This is a genomic window from Polynucleobacter sp. MWH-HuK1, assembly GCF_018881815.1.
Taxonomy (GTDB): domain Bacteria; phylum Pseudomonadota; class Gammaproteobacteria; order Burkholderiales; family Burkholderiaceae; genus Polynucleobacter.
Genome location: NZ_JACVPP010000001.1, coordinates 1,047,097 through 1,063,749, shown reverse-complemented (window position 1 = coordinate 1,063,749; position 16,653 = coordinate 1,047,097). Strand labels below are relative to the sequence as shown.

The 16,653-nt window shown below is 44.0% G+C and carries 17 protein-coding genes and 1 pseudogene; 5 read left to right on the top strand and 13 right to left on the bottom strand.

Annotation, left to right across the window (positions count from 1 at the left end; translation table 11 throughout):
- Positions 1-125: 125 nt before the first annotated feature.
- From ICE93_RS05570 to ICE93_RS05550, 5 genes are all read right to left on the bottom strand, one after another.
- Positions 126-995 carry an NAD(P)-dependent oxidoreductase gene (locus ICE93_RS05570; protein ID WP_255554510.1) on the bottom strand — a complete coding sequence of 290 codons (870 nt, stop codon included), beginning with the start codon at positions 993-995 and terminating at the stop codon, positions 126-128.
- Positions 996-1,071: 76 nt separating this feature from the next.
- Positions 1,072-1,272 (bottom strand): hypothetical protein, encoded by a 201-nt coding sequence (locus tag ICE93_RS05565; RefSeq protein WP_216186359.1) that lies wholly within the window; start codon positions 1,270-1,272, stop codon positions 1,072-1,074.
- A gap of 31 nt (positions 1,273-1,303) precedes the next feature.
- Entirely contained in the window at positions 1,304-1,696 is a 393-nt protein-coding gene (locus ICE93_RS05560) for a VOC family protein (RefSeq protein ID WP_216186357.1), read from the bottom strand.
- Positions 1,697-1,710: 14 nt separating this feature from the next.
- A complete protein-coding gene (locus ICE93_RS05555; protein ID WP_216186356.1) occupies positions 1,711-2,646 on the bottom strand; it encodes a hydroxymethylglutaryl-CoA lyase in 936 nt (311 codons plus the stop codon).
- A gap of 79 nt (positions 2,647-2,725) precedes the next feature.
- A complete protein-coding gene (locus ICE93_RS05550) occupies positions 2,726-3,919 on the bottom strand; it encodes a CaiB/BaiF CoA-transferase family protein (protein ID WP_216186354.1) in 1,194 nt (397 codons plus the stop codon).
- Positions 3,920-4,030: 111 nt separating this feature from the next.
- Between ICE93_RS05550 and ICE93_RS05545 the strand changes: the two genes are divergently transcribed.
- Positions 4,031-4,936: a LysR family transcriptional regulator gene (locus ICE93_RS05545; protein WP_216186352.1), complete on the top strand. Its 906-nt coding sequence runs from the start codon at positions 4,031-4,033 to the stop codon at positions 4,934-4,936.
- Between the two features lie 37 nt (positions 4,937-4,973).
- On the opposite strand, the gene ICE93_RS05540 is transcribed toward ICE93_RS05545, so the two are convergent.
- Positions 4,974-5,762 (bottom strand): hypothetical protein, encoded by a 789-nt coding sequence (locus tag ICE93_RS05540; RefSeq protein WP_216186350.1) that lies wholly within the window; start codon positions 5,760-5,762, stop codon positions 4,974-4,976.
- A 411-nt stretch (positions 5,763-6,173) separates the two neighbouring features.
- On the opposite strand from ICE93_RS05540, the gene ICE93_RS05535 reads away from it, so the two are divergent.
- Both ICE93_RS05535 and ICE93_RS05530 read left to right on the top strand, forming a co-directional pair.
- A complete protein-coding gene (locus tag ICE93_RS05535; RefSeq protein WP_216186348.1) occupies positions 6,174-6,599 on the top strand; it encodes a universal stress protein in 426 nt (141 codons plus the stop codon).
- 48 nt (positions 6,600-6,647) lie between these two features.
- Positions 6,648-7,181 carry an isochorismatase family protein gene (locus ICE93_RS05530; RefSeq protein WP_255554509.1) on the top strand — a complete coding sequence of 178 codons (534 nt, stop codon included), beginning with the start codon at positions 6,648-6,650 and terminating at the stop codon, positions 7,179-7,181.
- Here ICE93_RS05530 and ICE93_RS05525 read toward each other — a convergent pair whose 3' ends face one another.
- From ICE93_RS05525 to ICE93_RS11400, 7 genes and pseudogenes are all read right to left on the bottom strand, one after another.
- Positions 7,182-7,505: a P-II family nitrogen regulator gene (locus ICE93_RS05525; protein WP_216186344.1), complete on the bottom strand. Its 324-nt coding sequence runs from the start codon at positions 7,503-7,505 to the stop codon at positions 7,182-7,184.
- Positions 7,502-10,597, bottom strand: a complete 3,096-nt coding sequence (locus ICE93_RS05520; RefSeq protein ID WP_216186342.1) for an efflux RND transporter permease subunit — start codon at positions 10,595-10,597, stop codon at positions 7,502-7,504. Before ICE93_RS05520 ends, ICE93_RS05525 begins: the two co-directional genes overlap by 4 nt.
- 14 nt (positions 10,598-10,611) lie before the next feature.
- Positions 10,612-11,958, bottom strand: a complete 1,347-nt coding sequence (locus ICE93_RS05515; protein ID WP_216186340.1) for an efflux RND transporter periplasmic adaptor subunit — start codon at positions 11,956-11,958, stop codon at positions 10,612-10,614.
- Positions 11,955-13,220, bottom strand: a complete 1,266-nt coding sequence (locus ICE93_RS05510) for a TolC family protein (RefSeq protein WP_216186338.1) — start codon at positions 13,218-13,220, stop codon at positions 11,955-11,957. Before ICE93_RS05510 ends, ICE93_RS05515 begins: the two co-directional genes overlap by 4 nt.
- A 295-nt stretch (positions 13,221-13,515) precedes the next feature.
- Entirely contained in the window at positions 13,516-13,848 is a 333-nt protein-coding gene (locus ICE93_RS05505; protein WP_216186336.1) for a hypothetical protein, read from the bottom strand.
- Positions 13,849-14,006: 158 nt separating this feature from the next.
- Positions 14,007-14,516 carry a universal stress protein gene (locus ICE93_RS11405; RefSeq protein WP_255554692.1) on the bottom strand — a complete coding sequence of 170 codons (510 nt, stop codon included), beginning with the start codon at positions 14,514-14,516 and terminating at the stop codon, positions 14,007-14,009.
- 78 nt (positions 14,517-14,594) lie between these two features.
- Positions 14,595-15,263, bottom strand: a pseudogene (locus ICE93_RS11400) (TerC family protein); the annotation flags it as partial.
- Between the two features lie 134 nt (positions 15,264-15,397).
- On the opposite strand from ICE93_RS11400, the gene ICE93_RS05495 reads away from it, so the two are divergent.
- A complete protein-coding gene (locus tag ICE93_RS05495) occupies positions 15,398-16,276 on the top strand; it encodes a LysR family transcriptional regulator (RefSeq protein ID WP_216186332.1) in 879 nt (292 codons plus the stop codon).
- Positions 16,277-16,298: 22 nt separating this feature from the next.
- Positions 16,299-16,653 (top strand): sodium-dependent bicarbonate transport family permease (locus ICE93_RS11395; RefSeq protein ID WP_255554508.1); only part of this gene is annotated, 355 nt, incomplete at its 3' end.

The window sequence follows — 16,653 nt, the reverse complement described above, 5'->3', positions numbered from 1 at the left end:
AGTATGCGCTCTTAGGATGACTATCCGAAATACATAACAAAATTACTCAGGTTTATTGGATGCAATAAAAAAGCCACCCGAGGGTGGCCTTTTCTAGCAATAAGAAACCTGCCGCTAAATCTGATTTACTTGATATAGCGCGTATAGATCACTTGCGTTCCATCACGCGAGCAGCCATTGGCAACTAACTCATCGTAAAGCTTTTTCGCTAAGGCTAGTGCTGGTAACTCAAGCTTCACTTTATCCGCCTCCTCTAATGCAATACCTAAATCTTTTAAGAAGTGTTCTACATAGAAACCTGGGGCATAGTCACCAACAATCATCTTTGCGCCTAGATTGATCAACTGAAAACCGGATGCAGCACCGCCACCAATAGACTCCATGACCGTTGCAGGATTGAGGCCTACTGATTTAGCGTAACCCAAGCCTTCACCTACACCCATGATGGTTCCCGCGATCACAATCTGATTACACATCTTGGTATGTTGGCCGGCTCCAGGGCCGCCCTGCAATACAACATTAGTACCCATGATTTTCAGAATCGGAAGCACCGCATCAAAGTCAGCTTGCTTACCACCCACCATGATGGAGAGTTTGGCATTACGTGCGCCAATATCACCACCAGATACAGGTGCATCCAAACTATGGCAACCACGCTTTTCTGCTTCATCCGCAATCTTCTTGGCCAAAGATGGGCTAGAAGTTGTCATATCAATGAGATAGGCATTCTTGGCGCGATCCAAAATATTGCCTGCACCGAAATAAACCTGCTCAACATCAGATGGATAACCAACCATCGTGATAATGACATCGGACTCAGCAGCAAGGTCGCCGATCGTGTCAAACCACTTAGCGCCTTTAGCAACTAAATCATCGGTCTTGGCTTTTGAGCGATTAAAAACATTCAAGGGATGGCCAGCAGCTAATATATGCCCCGCCATGCTTTGACCCATGATGCCAAGGCCAATAAAGCCTACTCTTAACTTATTACTCATTGATGTCATCCCTTTTGTAGTATTTTTTGCTAACTGCTATAGCTAGCAATTATATGGTTCTACTGGGAATCTGTGTTTATTCGTCCCAAGGGAATCGGGCACGGGATAACTCTTCCATGATTTCACGTTTACTGAGATTCTTCTTTCTGGAATCGCAAGAGCTTGCTGGAGTCTCATTCTCTTTTGTCTCATTCTCATTTTTAGGGGTTTCCGGCACAGAGCCCTCCCTTTGGAGATCTTCCTCATCTTTGGAATCCATTTCAGAATGATTAGTCATAACTCAGTGTGCAATATTGATTTATAGGCGATTAAATTAGCTCAGAAATTTCAATCAAGTTCTGATCTGGGTCTCGTACATATACCGAGTTAATCTTTTGTGTTGCGCCAGTACGGACCACTGGGCCTTCAATAATGGGCCACGCCTCTGCTTTGAGCTTTGCAATCACCTGCTCTAGGGAGCGATCAGCAATAAAACACAGATCGAGCGCCCCAGGTGTCGGAGTATCCGCCTTGGGCTCAAACTCTTTGCCCTTGATATGTAAGTTAATTTTTTGGTTGCCGAACTTAAATGCCTTGCGTTCTACCGGTGGAGTACCACCAATGAATGATTCCAGTTTCATACCCATAACGCGGGTGTAAAAATCTACGCACTCCGCTTCCTTAGCGGTAGTGAGTACTAGGTGATCTAAATGGTCAATCATGATCTATTTCCTAATTATTGAGCGCGACGCAATTCATCTACGTAGCTTGGCTCTGGATGTAATGTGTAGGTGATACCTGCCTTGGCCACCTGCCCTGGAACTTCATGCCCTACGATCTGAGGTAACTCTTTTGCTAGCTGTAACAACTTAGGAATATTCATGCCCGTGTCATACCCCATTGCATCGAGCATATGAATAGCATCCTCACTTGAGATGTTGCCACTTGCTCCAGGGGCATATGGACATCCGCCTAAGCCACCCAAGGAACCGTCAAAGCGAACAATCCCAGATTGCACTGCAGCCAGAACGTTAGCCAAGCCCATACCTCTCGTGTTGTGAAAGTGCAAAGTCAATTGCAAGCTCGGAAATTGCTTTTGCAATGCCTCACTCATCTTTTTTACTTGATCTGGATTGGCCATACCGGTTGTGTCGCAAATCGTAAGACCTCTCACACCCAAGTCGGCAAAGCGCTGTGCAAATTGCTCAACTACTACTTGAGGAACTTCACCCTCCATAGGACAACCAAAGCACGTTGAGAGCGAAACATTGATTGGTGTTCTGCCATTAACGAACTTGATAACTTGCGCTAATCCAGCAAAACTCTTTTCTCGCCCCATTCTAAGATTAGCCAAGTTATGCGTCTCGGATGTTGACATCACCAGATTGAATTCATCAGCCTTGGATTCAAATGCACGTTCGGCACCACGTAAATTAGGTACCAATACCGTGTACTCAACCCCTGGAACCCTTTTAATTCTGCCCATTACTTCTTCGGCATCTCTGAGCATTGGAATTGACTTTGGTGAAGTAAATGAGGTCACCTCAATTTTGGCAAAGCCACAGTCACTGAGCTCATCCACCAACCTTACCTTGTCGTCCGTTGGAATAAAGTTAGGTTCAATCTGAAAGCCATCTCTGGTTACAACGTCATTGAAATAAATTCTGGTCATTTTTTCTCTTTATTTTCCTCTTTTTTACTTTGTTTATTTTTCTCTTATTAGCTTTCTTATCTTTTCTTTTAATTTTCATTTACTTCGTAAATGCAATGCCGCGCTCTTTTAAAGAAGCCACTTGATCATCGGTTAAACCGATGCTCTTTAATATCTCATCAGTGTTCTGCCCGATATCTGGTGCAAGTGCCTTAATAGATCCCGGTGTTCGAGACAATTTTGGTATCACGCCAGGAACATCTACCTTGCTACCGTCCTTCATTTGAATAGTCTGAATATTTTCCCTAGCCTTGTAATGGGGGTCATTTGCGATATCAGCAACGGTATAAATACGTCCTGCTGGCACAGCAACCGAATCGAGCACTTCTAATACTTTAGTAGTGCTGAGTGTTTTTGCCCATTCACCAATTGCTTGATCCAACTCCACTACACGCTTTACACGTCCATCATTATTTTCTAGCTGCGGATCATTGCCTAAATCATCTCGGCCAATCACAGCCATCAGTCTTTTAAAAATACTATCCCCGTTACCCGCAACTAATACATAACCACCATCTGCGCATTGATACGCATTAGTTGGCGCTATGCCTGGCAAAGCACTTCCAGCCGCTTGGCGAACCTCACCGAATGCACTGTACTCAGGAAGCAAACTTTCCATACAATTAAATACCGCCTCATACAAAGCAATATCAATAATTTGACCTTTGCCACTGTTGTGTCGCTCCTGCAGTGCCAACAAAATACCAATCACACCATGTAATGAAGCCAAAGTGTCGCCAATACTGATACCCACACGAACAGGCACTCTTCCAGGCTCAGCAGTGAGGTGACGTAAGCCGCCCATAGCTTCTGCAACAACACCAAAGCCAGGCTTATCCCTGTATGGACCTGTCTGACCATAACCGCTAATCCGCAGAACAATCAGTTTAGGATTGAGTTCAAGTAATTTTTCTGGATCAAGACCCCAACTTTCTAATGTTCCTGGACGAAAGTTTTCAATTAATACATCCGCTTCTTTAAGTAGGGTTCTGACGATATCTTGAGCCTCTGCCTCTTTTAAATCCAAAGAGAGAGAACGTTTATTACGCGACTGTACTTGCCACCAAATTGAGGTGCCATCTTTTAATAGTCGCCATTTACGCAAAGCATCGCCAACTTTGGGTGGCTCGATCTTAATGACATCAGCCCCAAAATCAGCCAATGTTTTTGCTGCAAATGGCCCAGCAATAAGCTGCCCCATCTCGACGACCTTTAAGTTTGCTAATGGCTCCATACATTCCCCTGAATTGCTTTTACGCCAATTTACCTTTCTTCATTAAGGCTGAAAATTGCTATTTATGGGTACATCCTTCTCATTTTGCGAAGGTATGGGTAAAATTACCCCATGAAATCCCCTCTAAACCCCGCCAGAGTTGACTTTGTTACCCTCAAGCTATTCTGCGCGATCGTTCAATCCGGGAGCATCACGAAGGGTGCAAACGAGTGCAATTTAGCGTTATCTGCTGCCAGTAGACGGATTTCTGAATTTGAAGAAACCGTAGGTATGGCTCTGCTGGACCGCTCCGTAAAGGGCGTCACATTGACACACGCTGGCCATGCTGTCATGCAACATGCTCTGCGTTTGTTTCAAGGTTTTGAGCAATTGAGTAATGAGCTGGGCGAATATTCCAAAGGTGTCAAAGGTCACGTTCGACTTTGGGCTAATATGTCTGCTTTAACAGAGTTTCTGCCATCAGCTTTAGCAAGCTTTTTAAAAGACTATCCAGAAATACAAGTTGAGGTGGAAGAGCAACTCAGTGGCGACATTGTAAGAGCGCTAATGGATGGTATTGCAGATATTGGTGTTTTTGCGCAAGGCCCCATTACTACCGGATTAGAAACTCACATTATGGGCAAAGACCAACTGGTTATTGCCTGCAGTAAAGATCACCCTCTAAGCAAAAGAAAAAGTATTTCATTTGAAGAGTGTCTTGAATATGATTTCGTAGGACTTAATCGAGGCAGTTCTCTCCTTGAGCTCACCTCACGTAGTGCTGAGAAGCTCGGCAAGCAAATGAGTTTACGTATTCAGGTACGCAGCTATGATGCGATGTGCCAAATGATTGCCGTCAATTTAGGCATAGGCGTATTGCCTATTCAGGCTTGTGCCGCTCAAATTAAGGCCATGGGGCTGAAGGCAATAGAACTTAAAGATGATTGGGCCAAGAGAAACCTGCTAGTCGCAACTAAGGCGGGCCTTAGCCATGCCCCTGCCACCAGCCTTTTAAGCCAACACCTGTTAAATCAATAAGTCCATCAATGGATTGGATGTGCGCCATCCAAATACATTACTTCACTGCATCCCTTAGCAATAAAAAGTCTTTATTAATCTCTTCGTAAGGCATCAAAAGATTAGGAAACTCCAGAGAAAGAATTACATAGAGCGTCACCCCAATCACGGTGGTATAGAAAGCGGCTAATAACCAGTCATTCTCTTTTTTTACTGCCATGGTGTACCCAATCAAGAAGGCGGTGACGCATAACAAACCAAATAAAAATCTCATTAATAAGGTAGGTGGATGAGATTTAATACCAATATTGCCTGCTGAAATAGCCACACTCAAATCTTTAACCTGCGGCATCAGTATGCCCGATATGAGGGGCTGATTCTTGGCGGGAGCGTTGGCAGCAGCCGTTATTACCTGCTCTTGAATCTTTCTAACTGCGGCCAGTATATTTTCTAACTGAACATCAACATCGGCCATGGATTTGATATTAGCAAATGCATTTAACCGAGTGTCTAATAATTTATCTAGAGACTTCTTAACTTCAAGCTGATCACTTGGCGCAAGATACTTTAAAGAACCGTAAACCTTATATAGAGCTTGGGCTTGATTGCGCATCGAGTCTATCTGACCAGAATATCGAGACGCCGATCCTGAAAAAGTGAATCCCAAAACTAATGCGGTTAGACCAAAGATAGCTGTCACCAAGGGATCACGCACAATCACGCTCTCATCCTTATGTGCTTTTAAACGATAGTACCCAAATAACCATCCAAATGCAGTAAAGAGCAATACTGCAAAAGCGAACAATAAGGGAGAAAATGCTACAGCATGCAAATTGGAACTAAACATAGCCGATTATTACTTCTTTTTTAAATTAAGTTATTCGTATACTAAACTTATACCAGCCCAGAGGCTTCACGCATCTTTTGAATAGGCATACGATAAGCATATGACATTAATCCTTCTTTTCCTATCGCCCGCCTTGTTTGCGTTATTTTGGATAATTCGATTCCAAATATGCTCAGCTCGCCGTCGACGACTCGTGGATACCTATGGAGTGGATCCAAAAAAACTGAGAAAAATGGGCTGCAAAGAAGTAACTAAGCTCATAAAAAGTATCCAGAAAATGGAAGAAAACAAGGACACTTACGGCCTCGAGTCCATCATCAGGCCATACAGACCATAAAACAATGATTGTTTACAAACTACATTTAACTTAAACTTAAGAAATATAAATTTAAATATAAAGGGGTCGACGAGATGAAAGTATTGTTACCAATCGATGGTTCAAAATCTTCTTTAAATGCAGTTAAATACGTTGCAAAACTTGCAAAAAATTCACGCAGTACTGTAACAGTGACATTAATTAGCGTACATGATGATATTGGCCTTGGCCATGTCAAACAATTTGTTGCCAAAAGTGTTGTAGACGACTATTTACGCGAAGTTAGCGAAAAAGAATTAAAACCTGCTCAGAAAGTATTGGATGCAGCCGGAGTTAAACACAATATGGTCATTAAGCGTGGTGCTATCTCTCAAGAGATTATTGCTGCTGCGAATAAAGACAAGGTTGACATGATTGTGATGGGCGTTAAAGGCCGCAGTGGTTTGCTAGATGTATTAATTGGCTCTGTTGCTCAGCGTGTTGCTAGTTCAGCAAAACAACCTGTTTTACTGATCAAATAGTTTCATACCCCTCTTAGTTGGTCGCCACATGGCGACCGACGTATTCCATTGAAAATCCAAGCAAATCGGTCCACCCTAATTTTGATCGACCTGCAAAGTCGATTAATGCCCTCGATTTATGAAAGCGATAAAGTAGCGCAACAGTGCATCAAAATTTCCAAGATTGCACAACTACTGCAAGTACCCATACTTGGGACTGAGCAAAGCCCTCAAAGCATCGGGCACAACCTTAAAGAAATCGCTGCTTTTTGCGATAAAACCGTTACAAAAGAGCATTTTGATGCTTGTCAAGATGGTCTTATTGATGCCCTGTGTAAGAATCGGGAGCATCTGATCCTAGGTGGCTGCGAAACTCATGTCTGCGTCATGCAAACTGCATTAGAGTTATTACGCCAGAACTTTAAAGTCTCTATTTTGGTCGATGCAGTTGGATCTCGTAGAGTATTAGACAGAGATATTGCACTTCACAGACTAGGCTCAGCTGGAGTACATCTCATCACCACTGAAATGCTGGCATTCGAATGGCTTGAGTCTGCCAAGAATGGCGTATTCAAAGAGGTTTTGGAAGTGATTAAATCCTAACTACGAGCTTGATTTAGCAATAAAGAATGCTTTAGGCACTTCGGTGCACCACACTACTCCGTCTCCTACCTGTCCTGTCTGGCATACTGTGACGATGCGATCCATGAGTAACTCAGCAACCTCATCATTGCAAATAATTTCCACCCTTACTTTTGCCGAGTAGTCTGTTAATTCGTCTTTGATATTCGACTTATTTGTTTTTGAAGGTGCGCTACATCCTTCCACCTTGGCTACGGTCATCCCTGGGAAACCAGGTGTTTCCATCAGAGCCGCTCGGAGGGCGGGTAATTTATTGGGGCGAATGACCGCTTTAACTTCCATCATGCTTCCACCTCTTTGTCTTCAAACCATCTATATAAAACGGGCAATACTAATAAAGTCAACGCTGTTGAGGTGATTAATCCTGCAATCACCACAGCCGCTAATGGGCGAGTAACTTCTGAGCCAGGACCACCTGAGAACAGCATTGGCACCAACGCCAACATCGCTACTGATGCAGTCATCATGACCGGTCTAAATCGGTGACCACAACCATGAAGCAAAGCATCTTCCATGCTGTAACCATCTTCTCTTAACTGCTTAATGAAGGAGATCAGAACCACGCCATTAAGCACAGCGATACCCCATAAGTTAATAAATCCTACTGCTGCTGGTACCGAGAGGTATTCACCAGTGATGAATAAACCAAAGACGCCACCAATCGATGCAAATGGTAGAACCAAAATAATGAGTCCAGCCAAACGAATTGACTTAAACAACATAAACAATAAAAAGAAAATAGCTAAGACCGTTAAAGGAATGATGATCATCAGGCGCGCCATCGCCCTTTGCATATTTTCAAATTGACCACCCCATTGCAATGTATAGCCTTGTGGTAATTCCACATTCTTGGCAATCAGCTCTTGGGCTTCTTTTACAAAGCCACCTAAGTCGCGCCCTTCCACATTCACACCCACTACTAAACGACGTTTACCGGACTCACGGGAGATTTGGGCCGGCCCTTCTATCAAGGAAATTTCAGCTAAGTCGCGCATGAGCACTTGAGCGCCATCTGGAGAATGCAAAATAATGTTTTCAATGGCATCAATATTATCTCTATAAGGGCTGGGGTAGCGCAGCACTAATGGGAAGCGACGCTCTCCTTCATAGATGGTGCTGGCCTGCTTACCGCCGATAGCCGTTTCAATAACTTCATTCACATCGGAAACGTTGATACCGTAGCGTGCAATCGCATTGCGATCAATCTTGATGTTGAGATAGTTCTGACCAGAAGCCTGCTCAATACGTAAGTCGTTACTGCCCTTCATCTTTGTCAGAATCTGACCAATTTGTGAACCGAGTTTTTGCAAGACAGGCAATTCGTCACCAAATATTTTGACCGCTACTTGTGAACGCACACCAGACACCATCTCGTCTACCCTAGCTGCAATTGGTTGGGAGATTGCCAACTCAATTCCAGGTAAGGTTTTGAGCTTCTCACGAATTTGTTGAGCGATTTCTTCCTGACTTAAATCTCTATCACCCAAAGGCTTGAGTGTCACAATTGGGTCAGACTCATTCGGCTGACCTGGGTCTGCCGGTGACTCACCCTTACCCAATCGAGAGACCGCCATCTCAACACCAGGAATAGTCATGATGCGTTTAATCGCCTCGAACTCTAACTTAATAGACTCATCCAAAGAGATATTTGGCGCACGAACAATCACAGGGGTAATCGAACCCTCTTGCATCACCGGAATAAAGGCTTTACCCAGCATGACAAACCCAACCAAGCTAATACCCAGAGCAATGATGGCGCGCTTAACTACCAATTTAGGGTTGGCTAAACACCAATGCAACCAGCGCTCGTATGGAACGCGCATTTTTTTAACAATCTTGGTGTCATCCTCGCCACCGCCCTTTAAGATATAAGAGCACAAGACTGGCGATAAAGTAAATGACAGAATCAAAGAGATAGTTAATGCGATCGCAATCGTAATCGCCATCGGAGCAAACATCTTGCCTTCCATGCCCTCGAGTGAGAGCAGCGGCATAAAGACCAAAATGATGATGCCAACACCAAAGAGCACCGGTTTACCCACTTCGGATGCTGCCTCTAAGATAATCCTGTTTTTGGATTCGCCACCTTTAAGACGCTCGCCCAATTTTGCAAAAGTGTTCTCCACTACTACGACGGAACCATCCACCATAATGCCGATCGCAATGGCTAGACCACCCAAAGACATCAGGTTCGCTGAAATGCCATAACGATTCATGACCAAAAAGGTGAGTAACGGAGTCAGTAACAGTGTGGCAACCACAATCAAAGATGAACGCACATCCCCCAAGAAGAGGAATAGCAAAATAATTACCAGAATCACACCTTCAACCAGCACTTTTGCCACGTTGAACATAGCGGCATTCACCAAATCGGTACGATCGTAGAAAGGCACGATCTGCAAGCCATCGGGTAATAACTTACCTTCGTTAATTTCTTCAACTTTGAGCTTGATGCGATTGACTACTTCTCGCGCATTACCACCACGGATCATCTGAATAATGCCGGCAACACTTTCTGTATACCCATTCTTAATAGCGGCACCCTGACGAATTTCACTACCAATAGTCACCTCAGCCACGTTTCTCACGTATACCGGAATACCCTTTACTTCTTTTAGGATAATTTTGCCAATATCTTCAGGCTTAGTAATTAAGCCTAAACCTCGAATGAGATAACGCTCTGCATAAGTGGGCAACTGACCGCCACCGGAGTTAGCATTGTTTCTGGCAAGCGCTTGATAGACTTCATGCAAGCTGATTTGATAATGACGCAAGCGTTCAGGATTCACCAAGACTTGATATTCCCTAGCGTAGCCACCTTGTGTATTGATCTCTGCTACACCAGGGATAGAGCGCAACATTGGACGCACAATCCAATCCTGGACTGCACGACGATCAGAAAGCTCGTCTACTGAAAGCTCGCGATGTCGGTCTGATGGATGATCTATTGTGTACTGGTATACCTCACCCAAACCTGTAGATGGCGGCGCCAATACAGGAGTGATGCCAACCGGCATTCTTGAAGCAACCTCAATTAATCGCTCTGTGACTAATTGACGAGCAAAGTAAATATCCGTTTTTTCAGTAAAGACTAAGGTAATAACGGAGATGCCATTTCGATTTAAAGAGCGCATCTCTGTCAAACCTGGCAGACCCGTCATCGCCAATTCAATAGGGATAGTTACAAAACGTTCAACCTCTTCTGGCGATTTTCCTGGGGCTTCTGCAGCAACCTGGACTTGCACGTTGGTGACATCCGGAAAGGCGTCCACAGAGAGTCTTTTGGTAGCCAATAATCCTGCAACAAGCAATACTATGGCAATAATCACCACCAATAAGCGTTGCTGTAACGAGAGGCGAACGATTCTTTCAATCATTTAACTTCTACCCGTTATCCGCCACTCAACTGACGCTTACGCTCTGTATTTAAGTGATAAGCACCTTCAATCGCAATCTCTTGACCTTCTTTGAGACCCGATATCACAGGGCGGTATCCTTTACCCTCTGGGCCGAGCTTGACGGCCACCATGCGATAAGTGTCATCATCTAATCTGACGAAAACGTGATCATGATTATCTTCTCGGACAATTGCACCCAAAGGCACCACCAACTTATCAACCGGCTGACTTTCAATCAACATGGTTGCCAACATACCAGGCTTAATTGAGCCATTATTATTAGGCAGATCCATACGAACGACTACTGTACGAGTCTGGGGATTCACGATCGAATCTACGTGAGCAATGACGCCGTCAATTTCTTGATTTCTAAGTGCTGGAATGATGACCGAAGCTTTTTGCCCTTTTTGCATCAGATAGGAGTTACTCTCTGGCACCTCAGAAACAGCCCACAGAGTACTGAGATCGGCCACTGTAAATAATGCATCGGACGGCTGTACAACCTGACCACGATTAATCTTGCGCTCGACAATCTCACCGGGAATTGTGGCAATCACATTATTAATAGATTCAATCACACCAGATTTGGCAAGCTTATCAATATTTGCTTGATCCATCCCCTGAACTTTTAATTGATCATTAGCAGCACGAAACTCTGCCTTAGCACTGCTTGCCTCAGCTTCGCGTCTTTGCAGCTCTGCAAGAGCAATCACATCTTCTTTGTAAAGAATTTTTGCGCGATTAGCGGCTTGATCAGCCAATTGGCTTGCGCTCTTGGCTTTTAAGTAAGCTAGTTGCGATTGAGTTAACTCAGTAGAAGTAATTTTCGCCAGAATATCACCTTGCTTTACTTGCTGACCCGGCACAGCCAGAATCTCAGACACGCGTCCTGTGACATTTGCGCCAATCCGCGCCAAAAAGCGTTCGTTGAAATCAATTCGACCAGAAGCGCGTAATTCTTCTACAAAAGGAGATACCTGGGCTTTACCATCCTTAATCATCTTATGCAAATCTTGATTAACGATAACCATATTAGGATCTTGCACAGACTTGACTGCAGGGCTTCTATCAAATACGTTGAAGTAATTCAGAATTATGATGAATACGCAGAACCAAGGCAGATAGAACATGCCTTTTTTAAACCAATGTGGCGATTTGTCATAGCGGCCGGTAACAGCAGGCACATGCTCTCCAAGCCATTGATGGGCTTGATCGTACAACTGGTTTTGGGTCTGCAAAATTTGGCCAAACAATTCCTTCTTATGAAATTTAATCTTTCGCACCAAAAAGGTTTTCCAGACTTTTACCTTTTTCAGCATTGCAGCTAACTCTTGGTTCATTGCACTCCACTTTCTATCTTTGCAAGCCACTCTGGGCTCGCTCTTAATCTCTGAATCTCGGTGACCACAGAAGCCAAATCAAAACGCGCCTTAATCAAATCATTACGCGCCGCCCTAAAGGTTCGTTGTGCGTCTAAATATTCGAGCATGCCGCGCTCACCATAGCGATAAGACACCTCAGCAATACGCTGCGCACTGGCTGCCAACTGCACTACTTCCTGGCTTAACACTTTCACTTGATAGCTCGTCATTTGGTAAAGCTTATAAGCCGTTTCCATTTGCTGATCTAAAGTTTGGCTTTGGGCATTCAATTGGTTTTTAGCTTTAGAGGCATTGGCTTCTGCCTCCGCTATTTGGCCGCCCTTGAAGTCCCAAATCGGAATGCTCACCTGTAAACCATAGAGGCGATCAGTGAAGTTAGGGTCGTTATATTGAGATGCCTTAAATGCCAAACGAGGCAAGCGTGAATTCTTTTCAAAACTCAACTTAGATTCTGTTGCCTCAACCTCTGCCTTTGCCTTTTGTAACTCTGGGCTTTGGTTTTGAACTTCATTTAGCAATTGAGTTAATGAAGGCAAGACCTCGGACTTTGGCTGCTCTGCCACAACCGTAAAATCTGTTGGCACTTGATGACCAACGACTTGACGTAGCTGACTACGGGCCTGCTCCACGCGTAACTTACTAGACTCTGCGGCGATTTGTGCATTCAGAAACTCTGTTTGAACTCGAATAAGTTCGAAGCGCGCCGTTTCACCAACGTCATACCGAATTTGCATACGATCACGAATCTGTTTTGTCAGACTCAGATCTTCATCAGCCGCTTTTTGCTCCGCCTCTCGGCGCATAAGTTCATAAAAACGCTGCTGCACTCTAGAGATTGTCTCAACTTCAAATGCAACACGCGTTGCTTCTGCTGCCCGTAGATTCGCCTCAGCAGCATTTACTCTAGGGAAACGGGTGTAAGGCATGTCCAATGGCTGAGTGACCGCCCATGATGAAACATTACCCACCGTCAATGGCCCGGTAACAGATCGTTGTTGACCTGTATTCACTTCAAACTCTGGATTCGGGATGGCTTTTGCAGTGGAAAGCTGCCCTTTAATTGCTTTGGCTTGGTCACGAGCAGCTAAAACTTGGGGGCTTGACTCTAAAGAGATGGAGATCAAGTCATTAATGGTGAATGACTTTTTTGATTGTGCGCTGACATTTGCCACCATTAAGGTGCTAGCAAAAGTAATGACCAAACATCGGTACCGCGTCATACGCCCAACTTGCAAAGTATCTAAATGCAAATTATCCAACCACCCATGCGGAAGAGCAAGAAAACGTCCCCGTTTTGGGGCGTAAGCAGGCAAAACAATGCCAGAACGAAGGTTTTTGAGGTAAAAAGTCAATATTTGGCCATTTAGAAAATAGTAAATGGTCTTGCCTTAAAAATTACCCATATACCGGGCTTGAAGGCCGTAATGACGATATGTGAGACCCATTGCTGGGCTGGCTACTCCCCGTTTATTCATCTTATTAGATCACATTTAGACTACAAAGCGATGAGCCTCATCAAGCGTACGCTCGACCAGATAAGCGACCATACTTTTGAGCCTTATGAAATGCCTTTTGCATATGCTTGTAGACCTTCTTCAAACCCATATCTAATGCAGTTCTCCGATCTCTTGCAGTAAAACTGACCTCGATCTGGCGATTATCAAAAGTATGCAATTCAATAATGCAATTTTGATTGCAGCCTGTTTTTGTCTGGGCTACAGAGGAATACTTCACTTTAATTTTTCGCACCAACCAAAAGAGCCTCTTCAGAGAGAACTTCACACGGTTCTCAGTGAACGTTTTAAATTCTGGCTCGATTTGTTCTTTTGTTTCCAAGATGACATTCATGATTTATCTCCTTTTTTGAACATCTATGGCTCAATTTAAAGCGCTATTTATTCTTAATAAAGCAGATATTAATTGATAATATTTCTGTTATTTACTGAATATTTAGTCAAAAAAATACCCTCGGGTAGAGGGTATAAAGAGAACCGCAGGTTGTAAAACTAATCAATAACCGCTGCCATTAAGGCAGTTGCTGCACCTGCACCCAGCGCAGGGATTCCCCAACGCTCAAGCGTAGATAAGGACTTGCCAGTTACCACCTCAACTGGAATATCACTGATTTCCAGTAATTTGGCCGTAGTGGAGTTTTCAAATAAACGGCTAAGGGTATTCTTCTTCGCAGTTCCAATCACAATACGATTGCAACCTAAGCGCTGCGCCTCATCTCGCAAAGCTTCTCCCTTGTCGCCAGTTACATAAGTGAAGGAGAAATTCGCGCCTACCTTTTCCAAAAATTCGGATGCTGACTTTGCAGCGGTTTGAGCACGTTCTGCCTGCCACTCATTAATAGTCTGCTTACTTAAAAACTTTCTGATGTGGGTGTACAGCGTGGGTTGTACATTGCAGATATGGAAGTGTGTCTGACTATCTTTACCGTACATATTGACTGCATGTTTCAAGGCCATTAAAGCGTTATTAGAATCATCAACTGGAATTAGAACTTTGTTCATCACCTTTTCTCCTACGTTGTAAGACTGCTTATCGGATACCTCTGGATTAACTACAGCTGGCGCAATTGTCTCCTCCAACGCCAACCTACTCTTCATGAAACCACCAAACAGAACACCAAATATCACAAGGACTTGGACTGCATACCCAAATGCAGGGTTTTGGAATAACTGCATTTCCTTAACCATAGGCTCAGAGATCATCATCTTGGCCGCAGTCCATGCCAATACACCTGCACCCATATAAGTAATGGATGGATAGCGCTCAACCAACTTCAGAATTTGTGTTGAACCCCAAATCACGATTGGAATGCTGATGAGCAAACCAAGCACGACCAATACATAGCTTCCATGAGATGCGCCTGCTACTGCCAAGACATTATCTAAACCCATGACTGCATCAGCAATCACAATGGTCTTCATTGCACCCCAAAAACTAGTGGAAGCATTGTCATGACCGCCATCCTCATCTTTGGCTGGAGTTAAAAGTTTGTATGCAATCCACACTAAGAGCAGACCGCCGATTAGCATCAGGCCGGGGATCTTTAACAAATACACTACTACCAGCGTCATTGCGCTTCTCACTGCAATTGCGCCTAAAGCTCCCCATACAATGGCCTTCTTTTGCAAGTGGGCTGGCAAATTTCTGGCAGCCATCGCAATCACAATAGCGTTATCGCCTGCCAAAACCAAATCAATCACCACAATCGCTAGTAGTGCCGAAAAAAACTCAGGGCTAAATAGTTCCAATTGAATACCTCTATCTGTTTAGATTAAATAAGCAGTACATGAAATTCCATGACTAACCATGGGGTTAATGTAGGTGTATTTGTATTTAGCTAAAAGCAGATATATATTGATAGTAATTTCGGAAAAAACTGAATATGGCCAATACCTACAATTATCGTCACCTTTATTACTTTTGGGTGGTTGCCAAAGAAGGCAGTATGTCCAAAGCCGCTGAACGCCTGGATATGGCCATTCAAACGATTAGCGCCCAAGTGCATGAATTAGAGAAGTCTTTGGGGTACATGCTCTTTAAACCCGCGGGGAGAGGAATCGCCCTCACTGAATCCGGATTTGCTGCACTAGAAATTGCCGACCAAATCTTCTCCATTGGAGAAAGACTGCCTGAGGCAGTAAGAGATGCAGCCAAGTCCCCTAAAACCAAAATTACCGTTGGCGTTTCTGATGGTCTGCCGAAATTTGTTACTAGACAAATGCTGGAGCCCATTCTGAAACACAAAGATGTTCAACTCATTGCACATGAAGGCGAGTTTGATGATTTGTTAGCAGATCTCGCCTTGCATCGATTAGATATCGTATTGGCGGATCGCCCGGCACCGAGCAATAAAAATCTGAATGTCTATAGCGAAGAGCTCACAAAAACGGTGATCGCCTGGTATGCACCAAAGCAACTTTCTAAAAAGGTAAAAGGGAAATTTCCGGAATGCCTAAGAGATCTGCCGGTACTGCTGCCTACAGCACATTCCACAGTACGCCCGCTGATTGATCAGTGGCTAAAAAAGCACGACATTGTTCCGAATATTGTTGGTGAATTTGAAGATAGCGCCCTACTCAAGACCTTTGCTGCCAGTGGGCTCGGCGTCTTTCCCGCCGGTAAATTGATCGAAAAAGACCTTAAAGATACCTATGGCATTGAATTACTTGGTAGCTGCGATGACATATATGAATACTTTTATGCGATTCGTTCTGAGAAAAAAATTCAGCATCCACTTGTGCAGGCCATTATTAAGCAATAGTGAATTACTTATCTTCTGAACTATGACTAATTTTCTAGACCCCGCCATACTGTTCTTTATCTTTGGGGTTTTTGCCGGCTCCGTAAAATCCAATCTAGAAATTCCTCCACAGATTTCTCGGTTTCTATCGCTCTATTTATTAATGGCGCTAGGACTCAAGGGTGGCTTTGCTCTCCATAAGTCGGGATTTACTAGCGAGATTGCCTTCTCACTAGGGTTGGCAGTATTTCTTGCCGTCATTATTCCCATAATTGGCTACCTGATATTAAGAAGAAAGCTGAGCGCCTTTGATGCAGCTGCAATTGCAGCTACTTACGGCTCCGTTAGTGCAGTTACCTTTATTACTGCCACACAATATCTAGATCAATTCGGCATTG